This window comes from Deltaproteobacteria bacterium, assembly GCA_009692615.1.
Classification (GTDB): Bacteria; Desulfobacterota; Binatia; order UBA9968; family UBA9968; genus DP-20.
The window spans coordinates 13,749-32,530 of the sequence record SHYW01000017.1; the positions used below are offsets into that span (position 1 = coordinate 13,749).

The 18,782-nt window shown below is 56.9% G+C and carries 19 protein-coding genes; 5 read left to right on the plus strand and 14 right to left on the minus strand.

Translation table 11 applies throughout. The features are described 5' to 3' along the window. Positions 1 to 113: 113 nt before the first annotated feature. Positions 114 to 305: a hypothetical protein gene (locus EXR70_06055; protein ID MSP38035.1), complete on the minus strand. Its 192-nt coding sequence runs from the start codon at positions 303 to 305 to the stop codon at positions 114 to 116. A gap of 13 nt (positions 306 to 318) precedes the next feature. Next, on the minus strand, positions 319 to 1,041 hold the full coding sequence (locus EXR70_06060; GenBank protein ID MSP38036.1) for a hypothetical protein: 723 nt from the start codon (positions 1,039 to 1,041) through the stop codon (positions 319 to 321). A 145-nt stretch (positions 1,042 to 1,186) separates the two neighbouring features. Here EXR70_06060 and EXR70_06065 point away from each other — a divergent pair, with 145 nt between their 5' ends. Beyond that, a complete protein-coding gene (locus EXR70_06065) occupies positions 1,187 to 2,533 on the plus strand; it encodes a nicotinate phosphoribosyltransferase (protein ID MSP38037.1) in 1,347 nt (448 codons plus the stop codon). On the opposite strand, the gene EXR70_06070 is transcribed toward EXR70_06065, so the two are convergent. Genes EXR70_06070 through EXR70_06080 form a run of 3 tightly spaced genes read right to left on the minus strand, consistent with a single transcriptional unit; the run spans position 2,530 to position 5,873 of the window. Continuing rightward, positions 2,530 to 3,522, minus strand: a complete 993-nt coding sequence (locus EXR70_06070) for a ketoacyl-ACP synthase III (GenBank protein ID MSP38038.1) — start codon at positions 3,520 to 3,522, stop codon at positions 2,530 to 2,532. The genes EXR70_06065 and EXR70_06070 overlap by 4 nt on opposite strands. Next, positions 3,519 to 4,769: a beta-ketoacyl-[acyl-carrier-protein] synthase II gene (fabF, locus tag EXR70_06075; GenBank protein ID MSP38039.1), complete on the minus strand. Its 1,251-nt coding sequence runs from the start codon at positions 4,767 to 4,769 to the stop codon at positions 3,519 to 3,521. Before fabF ends, EXR70_06070 begins: the two co-directional genes overlap by 4 nt. Before the next feature lie 60 nt (positions 4,770 to 4,829). Then, a complete protein-coding gene (locus EXR70_06080; GenBank protein ID MSP38040.1) occupies positions 4,830 to 5,873 on the minus strand; it encodes a histone deacetylase in 1,044 nt (347 codons plus the stop codon). Between the two features lie 85 nt (positions 5,874 to 5,958). Between EXR70_06080 and EXR70_06085 the strand changes: the two genes are divergently transcribed. Then, positions 5,959 to 6,279, plus strand: coding sequence for a twin-arginine translocase TatA/TatE family subunit (locus tag EXR70_06085; GenBank protein ID MSP38041.1), 321 nt, complete (start codon positions 5,959 to 5,961; stop codon positions 6,277 to 6,279). 38 nt (positions 6,280 to 6,317) lie between these two features. Next, the gene (gene tatC, locus EXR70_06090) at positions 6,318 to 7,049 is read left to right on the plus strand and encodes a twin-arginine translocase subunit TatC (protein MSP38042.1); all 732 of its coding nucleotides are present in this window, start codon (positions 6,318 to 6,320) and stop codon (positions 7,047 to 7,049) included. A 291-nt stretch (positions 7,050 to 7,340) separates the two neighbouring features. Here the strand turns inward: tatC and EXR70_06095 are convergent, their stop codons facing one another. From EXR70_06095 to EXR70_06110, 4 genes are all read right to left on the minus strand, one after another. Continuing rightward, a complete protein-coding gene (locus EXR70_06095) occupies positions 7,341 to 7,892 on the minus strand; it encodes an arginine decarboxylase, pyruvoyl-dependent (protein ID MSP38043.1) in 552 nt (183 codons plus the stop codon). A 72-nt stretch (positions 7,893 to 7,964) separates the two neighbouring features. Further along, the gene (locus EXR70_06100) at positions 7,965 to 8,468 is read right to left on the minus strand and encodes a biotin/lipoyl-binding protein (GenBank protein MSP38044.1); all 504 of its coding nucleotides are present in this window, start codon (positions 8,466 to 8,468) and stop codon (positions 7,965 to 7,967) included. 47 nt (positions 8,469 to 8,515) lie between these two features. Beyond that, the gene (gene accC, locus EXR70_06105) at positions 8,516 to 10,051 is read right to left on the minus strand and encodes an acetyl-CoA carboxylase biotin carboxylase subunit (protein MSP38045.1); all 1,536 of its coding nucleotides are present in this window, start codon (positions 10,049 to 10,051) and stop codon (positions 8,516 to 8,518) included. A gap of 98 nt (positions 10,052 to 10,149) precedes the next feature. Continuing rightward, complete coding sequence (locus tag EXR70_06110) at positions 10,150 to 11,700, minus strand: methylmalonyl-CoA carboxyltransferase (GenBank protein ID MSP38046.1); 1,551 nt, start codon at positions 11,698 to 11,700, stop codon at positions 10,150 to 10,152. Positions 11,701 to 11,890: 190 nt separating this feature from the next. On the opposite strand from EXR70_06110, the gene EXR70_06115 reads away from it, so the two are divergent. Both EXR70_06115 and EXR70_06120 read left to right on the plus strand, forming a co-directional pair. Then, entirely contained in the window at positions 11,891 to 13,081 is a 1,191-nt protein-coding gene (locus tag EXR70_06115) for an aminopeptidase P family protein (protein MSP38047.1), read from the plus strand. 146 nt (positions 13,082 to 13,227) lie between these two features. Then, a complete protein-coding gene (locus EXR70_06120) occupies positions 13,228 to 13,980 on the plus strand; it encodes a hypothetical protein (protein MSP38048.1) in 753 nt (250 codons plus the stop codon). A 442-nt stretch (positions 13,981 to 14,422) separates the two neighbouring features. Here the strand turns inward: EXR70_06120 and EXR70_06125 are convergent, their stop codons facing one another. From EXR70_06125 to EXR70_06145, 5 genes are all read right to left on the minus strand, one after another. After that, positions 14,423 to 14,794, minus strand: coding sequence for a hypothetical protein (locus EXR70_06125; GenBank protein ID MSP38049.1), 372 nt, complete (start codon positions 14,792 to 14,794; stop codon positions 14,423 to 14,425). Between the two features lie 110 nt (positions 14,795 to 14,904). Continuing rightward, positions 14,905 to 15,870, minus strand: a complete 966-nt coding sequence (locus tag EXR70_06130; protein MSP38050.1) for a VOC family protein — start codon at positions 15,868 to 15,870, stop codon at positions 14,905 to 14,907. A gap of 43 nt (positions 15,871 to 15,913) precedes the next feature. Next, positions 15,914 to 16,633: a hypothetical protein gene (locus tag EXR70_06135; protein ID MSP38051.1), complete on the minus strand. Its 720-nt coding sequence runs from the start codon at positions 16,631 to 16,633 to the stop codon at positions 15,914 to 15,916. A gap of 16 nt (positions 16,634 to 16,649) precedes the next feature. After that, complete coding sequence (locus EXR70_06140) at positions 16,650 to 17,630, minus strand: hypothetical protein (protein MSP38052.1); 981 nt, start codon at positions 17,628 to 17,630, stop codon at positions 16,650 to 16,652. Between the two features lie 42 nt (positions 17,631 to 17,672). Continuing rightward, on the minus strand, positions 17,673 to 18,749 hold the full coding sequence (locus tag EXR70_06145) for an ornithine cyclodeaminase family protein (GenBank protein ID MSP38053.1): 1,077 nt from the start codon (positions 18,747 to 18,749) through the stop codon (positions 17,673 to 17,675). Between the last annotated feature and the right edge of the window lie 33 nt (positions 18,750 to 18,782).

Consider the following 18,782-nt stretch of genomic DNA (forward strand, 5'->3'; position numbering starts at 1 on the left):
AGCTCTCCCGTGAATGAATTTGCCTGTGTTAAATACGACAAAGGCGCCCTTGGGATCAAGGCGCCTCTGCTCGCGTAACCTATTTCGATCGGCTAAAAATGCTGACTAACAGCTCAGGCGAGCCACTGCTTGACGTCGCCTTCGATGACCACATCGAGGATTTCCTTGCAGTCGGCGATTGCCTGATCGACGATTTTCGTATCGTCCTTCAAATGCGGGATGCCGGCGCCCACGGCTTTCTTCAAGCCTTGAATGAATTCCTTGAACTGCTGATCCAGTGCCTCGGTATTCGGTGCTGCTTCCATTTATATCAATCTCCTAAGTGTAAAGCCGGCCCTTGTTGGGATCGGGGAGCGTCAGGCCCATCTTTAAGATCAACGCGTCGATTTCGTCTTTGTACTGCTGGCGGGCGACGGCATTTGGGCGGCGTTTGAGGCCCCAGTGCATGAAACGTTCGGAACGGTACGACTTGCTGTTGCCAAACATATCGAGGCCTTTAACGTACCAGTAGTCCACCGCTTTTTGTACGCGTTCTTTAAACTCGCCGCCTTTGGCGGCGAAATCGGCGGAGGCGTTGGTGCCGAAATCGAGATGGCCTTCTTCTTCGCGGATGATGTCCGGGTCTTCGACCACACGGGCCAGCGGCGCATAGCTGCAGTCAAGAAATTCTTCAAGCTGGAAACGGCCGACGCGGTCGATCAAGAAACCGAAGACCGCGTAGTCTTCCCAAGTCTTGATCTCGCCACGGAACGCTTCAACATAGCGTTCTTGATTGGGACGGCTAAGGGTATAGGAAACGTCGACGCCGACATCGCCGGCGAGGCGGGCCATTTTTCTGAAGTGATCCATCTCTTCTGCCGCCGTGCGGGCAACGATCAACTGATCTAACTTGGTCGGTGCCGTCGGTAAAATATGCTTGACATAAAGATTCGGGCCGCCAATCTCGCAATCCGCTTGGATCGCCAGCACGCGCCGAATCAAATCCTGATATTCTGGATCCTGTTTTTCAAAATCCTTAACTTCGACCTTGTCGGTAAACATCGATGCCCTCCTGTTTGATCGCCAATTACGCGTCGGTAATAGTGATTTTCTTAACAAAACCTCCCGGATAAATCAACCGCAGCGCCATCCCGCGGCTTTACTGATTGGCCGCTTTTCAATACAGTTGCGGACATCGGAGCGATCCATGGCACTGGCAGAAAACTTCACACTACTCACCGATCTTTATCAACTCACCATGGGTCAGGCGTACTTTCGCGAAGGGCGGCTCGGGCGAGCGACCTTTAGTCTGTTCATTCGCTCTTACCCGCTCAACCGCGGCTATTTCGTCTCAGCCGGACTCAAGGACGTAATCGACTACCTGCAAGCTTTGTCATTCGATGCCGAAGCCCTCGACTACTTGGCCGCGCAGAAATTTTTCAGCGCGGAATATTTGCATTATCTGAGCAGCTTGAAATTCACCGGCGATCTGTGGGCGATACCCGAAGGGCGGATTTTTTTCGCTGACGAACCGATCGTTGAAATCACCGCGCCGATCGTCGAAGCGCAGTTGGTCGAGACCTTCGTTATCAATCAAATGCACCTGCAAACTTTGATCGCGACCAAAGCGGCGCGCTGCGTCCACGCCGCCGCCCGCCGGCCGCTGGCCGACTTCGCACTGCGCCGCGCCCACGGCAGCGACGCCGGCATGAAAGTCGCGCGCGCGAGTTTTCTCGCCGGCTTCGCCGGTACCAGCAACGTGCGCGCCGGCCAGCAATATGGGATTCCGCTGGTCGGCACCATGGCGCATTCCTTTATCATGAGCTTCGAACACGAGGTCGATGCCTTTCGTTCCTACGTCGCGGCGTTTCCCAACAACGCGGTGCTGCTGATCGACACTTACGACAGCGCCGTCGGCGCGCAGAATGCAGTGATCGTCGCCAAAGAGATGGCCAGCCGCGGCGAGAAATTGATCGGCGTGCGCATCGACAGCGGCGATCTCGCTGAACAAGCGCGCATCGTGCGGAAAATTTTTGACGCAGCGAATCTGCCGGAAGTAAAAATAATCGGTAGCGGCGGCCTGGATGAATATGACTTGGCCGAGCTGAGCGCCGCCGATACGCCCTTCGACAGCTACGGCGTCGGCACCAAAATGGGCACCTCGGCCGACGCGCCATGGAGCGACATGTCGTACAAATTGGTGGCCTACGAAGAGCGGGCGACGCTAAAACTCAGCACCGGCAAAGCGTCCTGGCCTGGGCCAAAGCAAATCTATCGTTCACGCGAGGGCGCAAATAAATTCGCCGGCGATGTCATTGGCACAAGGGATGAAGAGTTATCGGCGGAAAAGTTATTGCAAGAATTTGTGCGTGGCGGCGAGCCGGTCAACAATTATCCATCGTTGGCGGAAAGTCGAAAGCTTTTTGCCGAGGAATTCGCCGCGCTGCCGGAAAGTGTGAAAGCGCTACGTAATCCGGCGCGCTATCCCGTTACCTTCAGTGAGAAGTTGAATGAACTACGCGAACGCACCACGCGCGAAGTAAGCGATAACTAAAACTTCACCACCGCCGCGCCCCAGGCGAAGCCGGCGCCGAAGGCGTTTAACAACACGATATCGCCGGCTTTGATGCGCCCTTGGCGGCGCGCTTCATCGAGGGCCACCGGAATCGACGCCGCCGAAGTGTTGCCGTACTTTTCTAGATTGACCATGACTTTTTCCATCGGCACGCCCAACCGTTCGGCCAAGGCGACGATGATTCTTTTGTTGGCTTGATGGGGCACGACCAGCGAGACTTGCTCGATGGCAACGCCGGCCTCGGCTAAAGCTTGACGGCTGATCTCTTCCATGGAGCGCACGGCGATTTTGAAAACCTCTTTGCCGTTCATCGAGATCGTGTGCTCGTTGGCCTGCACGGTTTGCAGACTCGCCGGCTTGAGCGACCCGCCCGCCGGCACGTAAAGCGTCTTGGCGTAAGAACCGTCCGTGCGCAGTTTCGTGCTGAGAATACCGGAACCGTTCTCCGACGCGCCCAGCACCACCGCGCCGGCGCCGTCGCCGAACAAGATGCAGGTGCCGCGGTCTTCCCAGTTGAGAAAACGGCTGAGCGTGTCGGCGCCGACGATCAAAGCATGGTTGGCCTTGCCGCTGCGCACGAACAAATCGCCCACCGCCAAGGCGTTGAGAAATCCCGCGCAGGCGGCGCCGACGTCGAAAGAAAAAGCGTTGCGCGCGCCGAGCAAGTCTTCGAGCACGCAGGCCGAACTCGGCATCGGATAATCCGCCGACACCGTACCCATGATGATCGCGTCGATGTCTTTAGGCTCCAGACCAGCATCTTCGATGGCGCGTTTAGCGGCGTGAAACGCCATCTCGGCGTTGCCCTTGCCGGCTTCGAGCACGCGCCGCTCTTTGATGCCGGTGCGCACGGTGATCCACTCGTCGCTAGTTTCAACCATTTTTCCCAAGTCATGGTTGGTGACGATTTTCGCCGGCAGCTCCGAGCCGGTGCCGAGAATGACACTGCGGCGTTGTGCTCCGCTCATTCAGCCCTCCGGAAAATCACGCAAGCATTGGTGCCGCCGAAGCCGAAGGAATTGGACAACGCGACTTTGATCGCCGCCTGGCGCGCGTGATTGGGAACATAATCGAGATCGCACACCGGGTCGGGGTTTTCGTAATTGATCGTCGGCGGCAACATGCCGTGATGCAGCGCCAAAGCGGAATAAACGCCTTCGACGGCGCCCGCCGCGCCGAGTAAATGACCGGTCATCGATTTGGTCGAACTCACCGCCAACTTGGCCGCCGCCTCGCCGAACACCGTCTTGATCGCGGTGGTCTCGTTGGCATCGTTGTAAGCGGTCGAAGTGCCATGAGCGTTGATGTAATCGACATCGCTGGGCGCCAGGCCGGCGTCTTTGAGCGCCAAGCGCATGCAGCGCGCCGCACCCTCGCCTTCCGGCGCCGGCGCGGTCATGTGATGAGCGTCGCCGTTGGCGCCGTAACCGATCACCTCGGCGTAAATCTTCGCGCCGCGCGCAAGCGCATGCTCGCGCTCTTCGAGAATTAAAATTCCCGAGCCCTCGCCGATGACGAAACCATCGCGCTCATTATCGAAGGGCCGGCTAGCGCGCTCGGGCTCGTCGTTGCGCGTCGACAGCGCTTTCATGGCGGCGAATCCACCGACGCCGAGCGGCGTGATCGCCGCTTCCGCGCCGCCGGCGATCACCGCGTCCTGCAAACCGTAACGAATCATGCGGTAGGACTCGCCGATCGCGTGGGTTCCCGACGCGCAGGCCGAGGTCGGCGTAAAGTTGACGCCCTTGGCGCCGTAGCGAATCGCCACATGGCCGGGCACGAGATTGGAAATCACTTTGGGAATGAAGAACGGCGAAATTTTCCGCGGCCCACCGGCCATCAAAGCTTCTTTGGTGACTTCGAGGGTGTCGAGACCGTTCATGCCGACGCCGATGATGACGCCGACGTTCTCGGCGAACTCGCCTTCGATCTTGAGGCCGCTGTCATCCATCGCTTGGACGGTGGCGCCCAAGGCGAACTGAATGAAGCGATCCATTTTTTTGATCTCTTTGGTCTCGATGTAATCTTCCGCGTTGAAGTCGGCGACTTCGCCGGCGATGCGCGAGGCGAACGCCTCGGCGGCGAAATGGGTAATTTTTCGGATGCCCGAGCGGCCGGCCATCAAAGCCTGCCAATTTTTCTCGACGCCCGTACCTAATGGCGTAACCAGCCCGACGCCGGTCACCACCACTCTGCGTGGTTCAGTTGTGCTCACGTTCGTAACCAATCTGTAATGAATTTTGTCGTTTAAAGATAAATGAGAGTTCTTGGACCGTCAATAGGACTGCAAGTTATTATATTGCTCATGGGTTTGACGAATGCGGCGCAGCAGCGGCTCAATGCGGCTGTCGGCCAATTTCAAATGTCCAGGCGCAGCCGGCGACGGCTCTGACATCGCACCCAACACCGCCGCCACGGAATTTTTTAGCGCTCCCAAGTCGTAACCGCCTTCGAGCAAAAATGCGATGCGCCCGCCGGCGAGTTTTTGCGCCAGCGCCACCAACCGCTCGGCCATCGCCGCGAAACCTTCTTCGCTAACGCCCATGCCGCCGAGGGGATCGTCGCGATGCGGATCGAAGCCGGCGGAAACCAAGATCCAATCCGGCGCGAAGCGCTCCACGGCGGGCGCGACGATGTCTTGAAACACCTGTAAATATTCTCGATCGGCGCAGCCGGCGGGAAGCGGAATGTTAATGGTGAAGCCTGCGCCTGCGCCCACGCCAACTTCATTCACCGCGCCGCTGCCGGGATAATAAGGATACTGATGGGTGGAAAGAAACAGCACCGACGGATCGCTGTAAAAAGCGTCCTGAGTGCCGTTGCCATGATGCACGTCCCAATCGACGATCATGACGCGCTTGGCGCCGTGGGTTCGGCGCAAATATTCGGCGCCGATCGCCATGGTGTTGAACAGACAAAAACCCATCGCCCGCTGACGCAGCGCGTGATGGCCCGGCGGCCGGACGAGGGCGAAACCGTTTTGCGCTTCCTTTGCGGCGATGGCATCGAGCAAACCCAAAAAGCCGCCCACCGCCAACAGCGCAACGCCGAAGGAATCGCGGCAGGTAATCGTATCGCCGTCGAGAGCGTAATGGTTGTGTTGCGCGGTGGCTTCGATCAGCCGGACAAAGTCGGCGCCGTGGGTCGCTTCGATGTCGGCGCGCCGCGCCGGATTGGGCGTCAGCAACTGAAATTTCGCCGGTTCCAATTCCGCCGCCAAATCGAGCAGCACTTTGACCCGCTCCGGCCGTTCGGGATGACCATCCCCCGGTTGGTGTTTGAGATATTCCCGATCGACAACAACGGCAGTTTTTGCCATGCGTCGAGCCTAACACCTACGCGCCAACCCTGCAAAGCGCCAAGCCAAACTTGCGAAGGCGGATGAAATCGCTTAGGTTAATTTTATGTTTGGTATCGGCATGTCGGAATTGATTTTGATCTTGGGCCTAGCACTGATCGTGCTCGGACCGAAGAAGCTGCCGGAGCTCGCCAAGACTTTGGGCAAAGGTCTGGCGGAATTTCGCCGTGCCACCGATGATCTCAAAGATGAATTTCGCAAGATCGAGCATGAAGTCGAAGACCCGGCCACCGCCGCCATGCTCAGCGACGACCCGTCGTTGGATCCGGCGAATGCGGCCAATCCTACGACTCCAACCAACCCGCCAGAAAAGCCGGTGGAAGTTGCCGCCGTCGATCCAGCGCTCCAAAACCCAGAAAAAAAGTGACCAGCGATCCAGCAAGCGGGCAAGCGGGCGATGTCCAGATGCCCTTCACCTCGCATCTGGCCGAGCTGCGCAACCGTCTGGTCAAGAGCACCGTCGCCGTCGGCGCGGCGTTTTTTGTCTGCTACGCCTACGTCGACAACCTATTCGCGATCCTAGCCGCGCCGCTGCGGCGGATTCAAGTTCAAGGGTTGATGTTGATCGGCACCGCGGTCACCGAAGCGTTTTTCACCAAAATGAAAATCGCTTTCATCGCCGCACTGATCGTCACCTCACCGGTCTTGCTCTGGCAGCTCTGGCAATTCGTCGCCCCCGGACTCTACGAACATGAAAAACGCCACAGCCGGAGCTTCGTGATCGTCGGCTCGCTGTTCTTTTTCAGCGGCGCGGCGTTTTGCTACCAGATCGTCATTCAACAGAGTTTGGGCTTCCTACTGCACCGCTACGAAGCGATCCACATCCAGCCGATGCTGCAAGTGGGCGACTACCTGTCTCTCGTGTCGCGAATGGTACTCGCCTTCGGCGTCATGTTCGAACTGCCGGTGTTGGCGTTCTTTCTCGCCCGGGTCGGACTGATCGACCACCGGTTTTTAATTCGCCACGTCCGCTACGCGGTCATCCTCATCGCCCTGCTCGCGGCAATCTTGACGCCGCCGGATTTAATTTCACAAATACTTTTTATCATACCGCTGAGCCTGCTCTACTTGCTCAGCATCGCCGTGGCCTACGCCGCGCGCTTTCAGATGAACCGGCGCCAACGCGCCGCGGAATAATTCCGAATTCAACAATCAAGTATCACCGGCAAGGGGCAAGCCCGGAGCAGTGAAGCCACCGAGCCGTGAATTGACAAAGCCCAATTTCAAGCGAAGCGCGAAATGATCGACTCACTACAGAACCAGCAGCTTGCACCATCGTTCATGGAGCGCTTAGAGGCAGAGCCCCATTGGCTTCACTGCGCAGGGCTTGCCCCTTGCCGCACAGCGCACTTTCAATTGTAGAATCCGGAGCAAAAAAAAGCCGGCCCCTTTCGCACAGGACCGGCTCGATTTAAAATTTAATCGCGCTTAATTATCGTCGTTGATAAAAGCGCAGGCGGCGAACACCGTGGTCCATAGACCGTCCTTGTTGCCGATGGCGGATTGGGTGATGTTGGAGGTGCGAACGATTTTTTCGGACATTTTGAAAAGCTGCTCGCGCTCGTCCCACGCGGTGTCGGGATTGAACTCGATGCCCAAGGTCGTCGCCAACATGCTGGCGGCGAGATCTTCGGCGTAATCGCCGGCTTTCTCGTCGGTCTCGCCGAAGGAATGGTGCTCGGAGAGATAACCGTACTGGCTTTCGTCGGAGGGAATCGCCACGCCCACCGACGCGGCGACCAAGCGGTTGGGCTCGTTGGTGCTCTCGCGGTCATAGACGCTGAAGACCACTTCGCCGGGACGGAGAAGTTTAGTGCCCTCTTCCTTTGACAGCCGCTTGCAATAAGGTGGAAAGATGCTCGACACCAACACTAAGTTGCAATAAGCCAGTCCCGCTTGCCGCAACGCCAACTCGAAGGACGCCAACTTTTCCTTGTGGATGCCGACACCTTTGGTAAAAAAACATTTCTTCGGAATCATGGTTCGATGCTATAACATTAATGAAGAGAACTGACAACAAATTCCCGGCAAAATTAAATCGCCGCGGGCAAATTATTCGACGATCACCAACACCGTGCCGCCCTCCACCGTGTCGCCGGCTTTGACTTTGATCTCTTTAATCTCGCCGGCGATCGGGCTATGCACTTCGTTTTCCATCTTCATCGCTTCGACGATCACCAACCCCTGGCCCTTTTCCACTTGATCGCCTTCACCGACCAGCACGGCGATAACTTTGCCGGGCATGGGCACCGAGACTTTCTGCCGGCCTTGCAGCTGCGACGCGGCCTGGCTGCCGCCGACTCGCAAACGGCGCTCGTCGACTAAATTGATGTGATAACTGCGGCCGTCGACCAAGACGCGATACTCGTCGTCGGTGTTATCGACTTCGATTTCGAAGGAGCGGTTGTCGACGATCAGCGAATAGTTGGTGCGGCCGGTCTTTTTACCGTCGACGAGAAATTCATTGCCGTCCACCGAGACCCGATAAACCGACTTGCCGGTCTCCTCGATCTCGACGGAATAACTTTGCTCGCCCAGTTTGCCGATGAATGCCATAAGTAAATTAGCCGACTTGTTGTCGCACGCCCACGAACACGATCACGTTACGATCGCCCCCACCCGCCGCGCGACGCGTTGCGGCGCAAGCCGCTGCGCTTACCTTGCTCACGCCACTTCGACGGTTCCGCGGCGCCCTTGGCGAGCAAGCCCAAAGTCCGCTCATGTTCGCCATGCAGCGCGGCGATGGCGGCTGAAGCCAAGGCGATCTCTTTGTGCGGCAGCACTTCTTCGTTGGCCGAGCCGTGGTACTCTTCGTCGATGAAGCCGGTGTTGATGTTGCCCGACATGAAGCGCGGATGGCGCAGTATCCATTGATGAAACGAAATATTGGTTTTGATGCCGCGCACCTGATACTCGCGCAGCGCCCGGCGCATGCGCAGGATCGCTTCGATGCGGTTCTCGCCCCAGGCGATCAGTTTGGCGATCATCGGATCGTAATAGATCGACACCTCGGCGCCTTCGTAAACCCCGTTGTCGTTGCGCAAGCCTAAACCTTCCGGCAAACGCAGCCCTTCGATTTTGCCCGGACAGGGCATGAAGTCGCGCTCAGGATCTTCAGCGTAAATCCGGCACTCGATGGCATGGCCGGTTTGGGTGATATGGCGCTGGCGCCACGGCAAGTAACCGCCGGCGGCCACTTCGATCTGGGCTTTGACCAAATCGATGCCGACCACCCGCTCGGTGACCGCGTGCTCGACCTGCAAGCGCGTGTTCATTTCGAGAAAATAAAAATTTTGCTCTTGGTCGAGGAGAAACTCCAGCGTTCCAGCCCCGACGTAACCCACCGCGCGCGCACCCTGGATGGCGATGCGCCCCAAGCGCCGGCGCGTGCGGTCTTCCAATCCCGGCGCCGGCGACTCTTCGATGACTTTCTGATGGCGCCGCTGGATCGAACACTCGCGATCGTAAAGATGGATCACCCGGCCGTACTTGTCGGCGAGAATCTGCATCTCGACATGGCGCGGCTTTTCAATAAATTTTTCGACGTACAAACGGGCGTCGCCAAACGACGACGACGCTTCGGAGCCGACCGCGCGATAGGCGGACGACAGTTCGCGGCGCGAGCGCACCAAACGCAACCCCTTGCCGCCGCCGCCGGCCACCGCTTTGAGCATGCACGGATAACCGATCGACTCCATGGTTTCTAAAACTTCTTGCTCGGAAGTGAGAATGCCGTCCGAACCGGGCACCACCGGCACGCCGGCGGCTTTCATGATCTGGCGCGCTTTTACTTTATCGCCCATTTTGTCGATGACGTCGGGCGGCGGCCCAATGAAGACGATGCCTTCGTCTTTGCAGCGCTGGGCGAAGGCCGCGTTCTCGGCGAGAAATCCGTAGCCCGGATGGACCGCTTCGGCGCCGCTTTTTTTGCACACGTCGATGATCCGGTCGATGACCAGATAACTCTGCGCCGACGGCGCCGGCCCGATGGGATAGGCGTAGTCGCAATATTTGACATGCAGCGATTCGCGGTCCGCTTCGGAATAAACCGCCACGGTCTCGATGTCGAGCTCCCGGCATGCGCGCGCGATGCGCACGGCGATCTCACTGCGGTTGGCGATCAGGATGCGTTTAAACATTGGGGATGGCAGCAGGCAATAGCCAATAGGCAACAGTAAAACCGCAACCGTCGGATGAATTCCGACTATTGCCTAATGCCTGGTGCCTATTGCCTTCTTCAGAGTGGAATATTCCCATGCTTCTTGGGTGGATTATAATCTTGCTTGTTCTTCAACATTTCCAAGGCGCGGATCAAAGTCGGGCGCGTCTCTTCGGGATAAATGATCGCATCGATATAACCCGACTCCGCCGCCTTGAACGGGTTGGCAAAGGTTTCGCGATAGTTGTTGACCATTTCGTCGCGCGCCTTGGCCGGATCGGCGGCTTTTTGAATCGCGTCGCGAAAGACGATGTTAATCGCGCCCTCCGGACCCATGACCGCGATCTCAGCGGTGGGATAGGCCAGGTTGACGTCGCCGCGCAAATGTTTGCTCGCCATCACGATGTAGCCGCCGCCGTAGGCCTTGCGCGTAACGATGGTCACTTTCGGCACCGTCGCTTCGGCGTAGGCGTAAAGCAGCTTGGCGCCGTGACGGATGATGCCGTGATATTCCTGCTCGGTGCCGGGAAGAAAACCCGGCACGTCGACAAACGTGACGATGGGAATGTTGAAGCAGTCGCAGAAGCGAATGAAGCGCGCCGCTTTCACCGACGCATTGATGTCCAAACAGCCCGCCAAATTGGCCGGCTGATTGGCGACGATGCCGACGCTCCGGCCGCCAAGATGGGCGAAGCCGATCAGAATGTTGAGGGCAAATGCATGCTGCACTTCGTAGAAGTAACCTTCATCGACCACCGCGCTGATCAGTTCCTTCATGTCGTAGGGCCGATGCGGATTGTCGGGAATCAAATCTTTCAAATGCTTATCGCGCCGCAGGGGATCGTCGCTGGTCGGGCGAAACGGCGGATCTTCTTGGTTGTTGCTCGGCAGGAAGCCGATCAATTCGCGAATCATCAGCAAACATTCTTTTTCCGTGTTGGCGATGAAGTGCGCCACGCCGCTCTTGCCCGCGTGGGTTTCCGCGCCGCCTAGCGCTTCTTTGGTCACGTCTTCATGGGTCACGGTCTTGATCACTTCCGGACCGGTGATGAACATGTAGCTGTTGGTCTTGATCATGAAGATGAAATCGGTGATCGCCGGCGAATAAACGGCGCCGCCGGCGCAGGGCCCCATGATCGCGGTGATTTGCGGCACCACGCCCGACGCCATCACGTTGCGCTGAAAAATATCGCCGTAGCCCGACAAACTGTCGACGCCCTCTTGAATGCGCGCGCCGCCCGAATCGTTGATGCCGATGACCGGCGCGCCGGCCTTCATCGCCATGTCGAGCACTTTACAAATTTTATCCGCGACGACGCGGCTCAAGCTGCCGCCGAACACGGTGAAGTCTTGGGAGTAAACGTAAACCAAACGGCCGTCGATGGCGCCGAAACCGGTCACCACCGCGTCGCCGATAAATTTTTGTTTGTCGAGACCGAAGTCGGTGCTGTGATGGGTGCGCAAACGGTCGATCTCGACGAAACTGCCGCTGTCGAGCAAAATGTCGAGCCGCTCGCGGGCCAAAAGTTTTCCCTGCTCATGTTGCTTGCGGGCGCGTTCCGCGCCGCCGCCCGCTTCGGCTTTCTGATTGAGTTCGCTGAGTTTGTCGAGATTGTTGGTCGTGGTCATGAAGAGAATTTCCTTAGCGGCGAAATCGCCGCCATTCCGTGAGCGAGTGTGGCGATCATAACAAAAGTCGCTAGTGTGTCAACCGAATCCGCTGCTTTTACAGCGCAGAAATCGCCTTGCAGTTCGCCAGTGGAATTGTTAGCGTGAAAATTCTTCAGAGCAAAAATCTAATTTTCTCCAAGGGCCAGCGATGTTTGAAATCAAAGCAAGCAAACAAACGATGACTAAGCCAGCCGCGGCGCCGAAACTCGATCTCAAACCGACCCAAGCGATCTTGCTCTACGCCGCCAGCGAAGGCGACGCCAACATGCTCTACGCCGCCGGCTTTTTCGTGCCCGATCCGTTTATTTTTTTCCAGCACAAGAAAATCAAACATATCGTCATGAGCGACTTGGAGATCGACCGCGCCAAGAAACAGGCCAAGGCCGATCGCGTGCTGTCGCTGTCGCTCTATCAACGCAAACTGCGCAAGCTCGGCAAAGCGCCGGGCATTATCGAAATACTGGATCTGCTGTTTCGCGAACGCGGCATCCGCGCGCTGATCGTGCCGGCGAACTTTTCGGTGCTGATCGCCGATCAGTTGCGCGCCAAAGGCTTTAGCGTGCAAGTGAAACGCGATCCGTTCTGGCCCAATCGCGAAACTAAGAATAATCTGGAAGTAAAGCAGATCACCGAATCGTTGCGCATCGCCAAGCTCGGCCTCGAAGCCGGCATCCGCATGCTCAAGCGCACGACCACCAAAAAAGACGGATATCTCTATCTCAACGGCACGCGCTTGACATCGGAGATGCTCAAGACCGCGGTCAACACGACGATCATGGCCCAGGGCTGGCTGCCGAGCCACACGATTATTTCATCTGGCAATCAGTGCGTCGATCCGCACAACGAAGGCAGCGGACCGGTGAAAGCCAACACGTCGATCATCTTCGACATCTTTCCGCGCTCGCAGCACAATGGTTATTTCGGCGACCTGAGCCGCACGTTGGTGCGCGGCAGGGCTTCGGAAAAGTTGAAAGCGATTTACGCCACCGTCCAAGCCGGACAAGAAATCGGCTACCGGCAAATCCGCGACGGCGTCAATGGCAAGGACGTGCATCAAAATATATTAGACATGTTCGCCGCCCGCGGCTTTCCGACGGGTAGAATCAACGGCCGCATGCAAGGCTTCTTTCACGGCACCGGCCATGGTCTGGGCTTGGACATCCACGAGCCGCCGCGCATCGCGCCCATCGACGCGATCTTAAAAACCGGCCACGTCGTCACCGTCGAACCTGGGCTTTACTATATCGGCGTGGGCGGCGTGCGACTCGAAGACGTGGTCGTGGTGACCGCCAAAGGCAATCGCAACCTAACCAACTGCCCGCAGTTTCTCGAAATCTAAGTCGTTCTCGCAGGGTGCTGAAAAACATGGAGCATGCTTCGACGAACTCGGCATGAACGGATTTACTTCAATCATTACGAAACCAATCTCCGTTCGTCCTGAGCCTGTCGAAGGACTCCGAAAGAGTTTTTCAGGAACCTGCTAGAATGGAACCCGATCGCCTCGCCGCGCTCATCGCCGACTTAGATCATCCCGACAAACCAACCCTGCGCGCCGCGGTCGACGAACTGATTGTTCTCGCCGCCAATTCAGAAGCAGTGAGAGCAATTCTCGACCAGCGACTCAGCGAACCCGATCATAGAAATTACTGGCCGGTGGCTTACGTCTTAGGACATTTGCCGAAACCGTCCGGCGTCGCAATTCGCACATTGCTGCAAACCTTAGATCATCCCGAGCCCGACATCCGCTGGGCGAACTCCTTACTATTGGTGAAAATCGCCAAGCGTGAAGGGTCGGTTTTTAGTTTGCTAATCGACCTGTGCCGCAACGGCACGGCCAATCAACGAAGAATGGCGGTCTACTGCTTGCGCGATTTGGAATTGAATGACGCCGCCAGTCTGCAAGCCATCGTCGACTTGCTGTCCGACACCGACGCGACGGTCCGCGTCGCCGCAACAACCAGTTTAAAAACTCGTCGTGATGAGAACAAACGCGTGCGCCAGGCGTTGCTCGATAGTTATTTGAACGATGAAGATATAAAAGTCCGCAACGCCGCCGCCGTGACGCTGGCGAGTTTCGGCGCGCCGTCGGAAGATTTTTTGCGCGCTTTGAATGAAGCGGCAAAAAGCAACGATAACCAAGCTAGAAAAGCGGCTACCGTCGCTCTCGGTTTATTAGAAAAATGGGGAATCGGAAGTGTCACCGCGGAGCCGCTGAGGACGCCGAGTAAAGAATCTTAGATCACGAAATACTCCGAACTCTGTGATCTCCGTGCCTCCGTGGTGAATACTCTTTTCCGACAACCCACACTACCCAAAAAAAAGAAGGCCCGCTTCAATCGGAAGCTTGCGCGACCGTTGAAGCGGGCCCACTAGGTGGTCTGAGGGGGTTTACCAGGCTCTAGGCCGGAACCCCATCAAGAAGTCCGCCTAGAGCCTAAGTCTCAGCCACCTCACAGTCAGTACATAAATAATCAATCATGTCTGGACCACCTCCTTTCCCTGCTGGATACTACTTTACGAAAAGTGGTGCAGAGCTGTCAACAAAATAATTGGTTAAAAAATAAATTGCGATTCAGATTCATACTGCGAGAAGTCACTACGGGAGTTCTTTGAACATACGGTCAAATCGATTGAGTTGAATGAACACACGACATGCGGCTCCGCGAAAACTATCGGGTTGTTAAAGGGCTCTACGTCTCCCCGACCTTAAGGTCATTAAACCGTCAACGAAGACAGGAAGTATTAGATACCAAAGCGGTGCTATAATCCCGTGAACAACCATAGGAACAATAAAACTGTGAAAATCATTTAACGGAGATGGCAGCCCAACAAAAATTCTCCAATCGGGAAAGAGGTGGCCCGCAAATAGCACCAACAGAGAAAAGGGGAAATCAAATGGTAATAAACAAATCCATACCAATTGCCACTGCGCATCCCTGTGACTTGTACCGACACCAATAATGATCCACCAAGAAATTATGAGGTGAACGATGAACAGCACCCGACCTAATTTACGAGATCCGACGGTTGCTGCAGCGAAAATTTCTTTCATTTCTCACACTAATAAGCGAATGAAAGGAGAGACACAAGAATTCAAACAACCTCTCAGGTTCTACCCGCATTGCTAGAGTCTAGCATTGATTGGCTTGCAGCCCTAAAAACTCACCCCCGCCACTCATAAACCAAACTCGCGTAATCGGTAACGTAGCTGCCACCCTGCTTCGCGCCGCGCGGGAAGCTCGCGGCATCGGGCAAATCTTTACCGCAATAGATTTCAAATAAATTGCCGCTGGGGTCGCGAAAGTACATCAGACCTTTCTTGCCATCGCGGGTCCACGGGCCGGGCGTGACCACGCCGTTGGTCTTCAACCAGTCGATCATCGGCAAGAAGTTTTCGGCGTCGGCATAGAAAGCATAGTGCGGATACTCGGCATCGCGGCCGGTCGGCACGCCGCTGCGGGTCGACAGGCCGACGATCGCGCCGGCGACGCGGACTTCGGTGAACGTCGCGGGATCACTGGTCGCAAGCGGCTCGCCGCCCATCACTTCGATGAAAAACTTCTTGCTCTGGGCGATGTCGCGGCACGGCACGCTCAGATGCGCGAGGCTTTCAATGCGCGGCCGCTGTGAGTTGTCAGCGGGCACGCCGCCCTGCCAAACGTGATTGAGCCCGGCGAAGGGAATCGGTTGCCCGCCCTGACGCGGGCCCAAAGCTAATCCTTTGATGCCGTCGTATCCCTCCTCGCAATAAAACTCGATAAGATTTCCCGACGGGTCGCGGAAATAAAGTAACGCGGTGCGGAAATTGCGCGTCCAACCATGGATCGGCACGCCGCACGCGGTCAGCCAACTTTGCGCCAGCTCGAAATTTTTGTCGACGACGTTGAATCCGTAGTGCGGATACTCGGCTTCGCGCTCGGTCCAGCCGCTCGGCTGCTCCGACATGCCGACGATGATGTCGGCGATCTTCACTTCCGAGAAGCCGGTGACGTCATGAACCAACTCGCCGCCCAAAACTTCGATGTAAAATCGCTTCGACTCTTCGAGATCGCGGCAAGCCAAACTGATGTGATGCAGGAATGCGAAGCGCGGCCTTTGGGTTTTTTCGGCGATCGATGGATTCGCCATTTTTAGCCTCCCTGTTTCAGCGTGCTGACATCGTGCGCACCCTTCACGGCAATTCTTCGAGCAACCGGCCGAGCCCTTTGATCGGTTCGCGGACGGCGAGAAACTTAAGCGTGGCCCAAATATCGGCCGGCACGTTGGTCAGCACGGTGGTGTTTAAGTCGCGTTCCAGTGGCGCGATCGCCTTCAAACAATCCCAGCCGGCGCCGAGCAAGTACAAACACTCGGCGCCGCCGGATTTTTGAAATAATTTCTTCGCCTCGGCGTAAATCACTTCGACGGGAACTTTGCCGACGTCGCCAAACGGCACGTTGATCCCTTTCATCGCCTTGACCGGAAAGCCGGCTTGCTCGAAAAACTCGGCGAACTTCGGATTGAGATCGTCTTGAAGGTAGGTCAGGCCGACAAGGCTTCGTGCGCCAAGCGCTGTCAACGCATCGAGCTGAATCATCGTCGCGCTCTTGACCGCGACGCCATGTTTCTCTTGCAGCTTGCGCGAGTTTTCGCGGTCAAACTCTGGGCCGAGCAACATGAACGGCGGTGCGCCTTGGAGCAAAACCAAATCGACTTTGAGCGCGGCGAGCTCGCCAACGCGCTGATCGGCAATCGCCAAGGCATCTTGAAATTCCTGCTCCGTGCCGCCGCGAATGCCGACGTAACGCGGCACCGCGCAGACGCCGTCGGGCAGCAAGCGAATGAAAGCTTCCAATGGACCGGGTCTAAAAGTAGGTTTGACTAAACCAACAGTTCCGCGCCAGCCGTACATCGGTCACCTCGGAGAATTATTCGCCATAAAGTTTTTTGATGAAGCCGCTCTGGTCTAGATCTTTCAAATAACTAACATCGATAAAATGTTCCGGCGCCATACTTTTCGCCTTCGGCGTGCGCAAACCGATCTCGTCGAGGACGAGTTGAATGCCTTTTATCGTCGGATAGGGAACCCGCGGCATGACTTTCACCGCGTAGTGCTGGTAGGTTTCTTCCAGCGCTTCCTGATCCGCGATACGCGAATATTTGCCGATCACTTTCATGGCGAAGTTTTTGTCGGTCTTGAAGCGATGAAGCGCTTCCACATAAGCGCGCAGGTAGCGGCGCACGGTGTCCGGTGCTTCGCGCATGTAAGTCCGAGACGTAACGACGCCGGCGCCTTGGTAATCGATGCCGATGTTGCTCAGGTCGGCGAGCAGGTTGTAACCAAACTTCAGAGCTTGCAGATGCAAAGGCGATGACAGCATGCCGCCATCGACGCCGTGGGAAGCCATGCCGGCGAGGATCTCCGGTGAACCGCCCATTTGGATCATCGCCACGTCGCGATCCGGTTGCAGCCCCCACTGTCCCAGCACGTAGCGCAGGAGAAAATCGTCCGAAGTGCCGAAGCGCGTGATGCCGATCTTCTTTCCCTTTAAATCTTCGCGCCGCTTGATCTCCGGCTTGACCATGATTTTCTGACCAGGTTTGTGATTGGGACCGGCAAGCATCACCAGATCGGCGCCGGCGAGATTGGCCTGAATCACCGCGGGAATCGCGATCTCGGAAATCGGAATGTCTTTCGCCAACATCGCCTGCACCACGCGCGAACTGCCGGCGATGTAAATCAGTTCGACATCGAGCCCCTGTTTGTCAAATAGCTTGGCCTCTTTGGCGACCCAAATCACCGCAATCGAACCGACGGTGGTCGGATACGCGACTTTGAGTCGAATCTGGCCGATCACCACCGACGGCCAAAGTAAAACCGAAACCACCAACAGCAAAAAGGTTTTCATTTCATCAACTCAAAACTAAACACTAACAACTAAAAACTATTTTCACGGATGCACATCCTCAAGAAACCAATCCGTCGGAATCTCCCGCCCCACTCGCGCCTCGCGCGCCCGCGCCAAAACTTCGCTGCCGACCGCGGCGAACTGCAAGCCCAAACCAACGTTGTTGCAGAAGCAACTGATCGCATCGTCTTTGGTTCGCCCCGGATGTTTGCCGTTGACCAATTGAGAAATTGTCGGCAAGTCCCAGATCGCCGTGTCCTCGCGCGTGAGCGGATGATGCCAGCCCTCGGCGATGTCCGGGATCGACTGGGGATCGACGCCGATAACGATCTGAAACGGCTTGGCTTCGTGCCAGTGAATGATCAATGGATCGGATCTCTTATAAGTCAGCGCGTCGAGCTCGCACGGCTTGACGCACGACACATGCATGCCCGGCTGCAAAAGTTCGCCGGGAAAGAGCGCGGAGATCGAATTGGTCGTGCAGATCACCATGTCGGCGTCCTTAATCGCCTCCGCCGCGCTGCCCGCTTCGAGCAAATCCAACGAAACCTTGCCGCGCCACTCTTCGACGAACTTGCGCCGCGACTCCGGCGTCGGGCTGAAAACTTTGACGGTTTTCAAATCGCGGACCATCGACAGGGCGACCAGATGCGCGCTCGCCTGCCAGCCCGAGCCGAGTAACGCCATCGTGCGAGAATTCTTCCGCGCCAGATAGCGCGCCGCGATCGCGCTGGCGCCGGCGACGCGCAGTTTCTGCACATAGCCGTCGGGAAAAATCGCCAGCGGCTCGCCGGTCTCCGTGCTAAACAGCATGATCAACCCGACGTACCGGTCGCCGCCCGCCACCGGCAATTTATCTTTGCGCACGCCGCCGGCTTTCTCGTACCATTTCACCACGCTGGAGTTGAGCCGCAGCGCGGCGATGCCGCGATTGGGCAACACCCCGCTCATGGTTTTGTACTCGTAAAACTCATTGGGTTTGGTCGGACTAAAAACATCGTAGCGCGGCACCGTGGCGGCCATGCCGTTGCCGAGATCGCGGTAAGCTTCTTCGAGCACGTCGAGGCACGCGCCGACTGGGAGAATCTTTTCGATGTCTTCGTTGGATAGAATCAGCATTATCTAACTCCCAAAAGCAGTGAACAACGATTT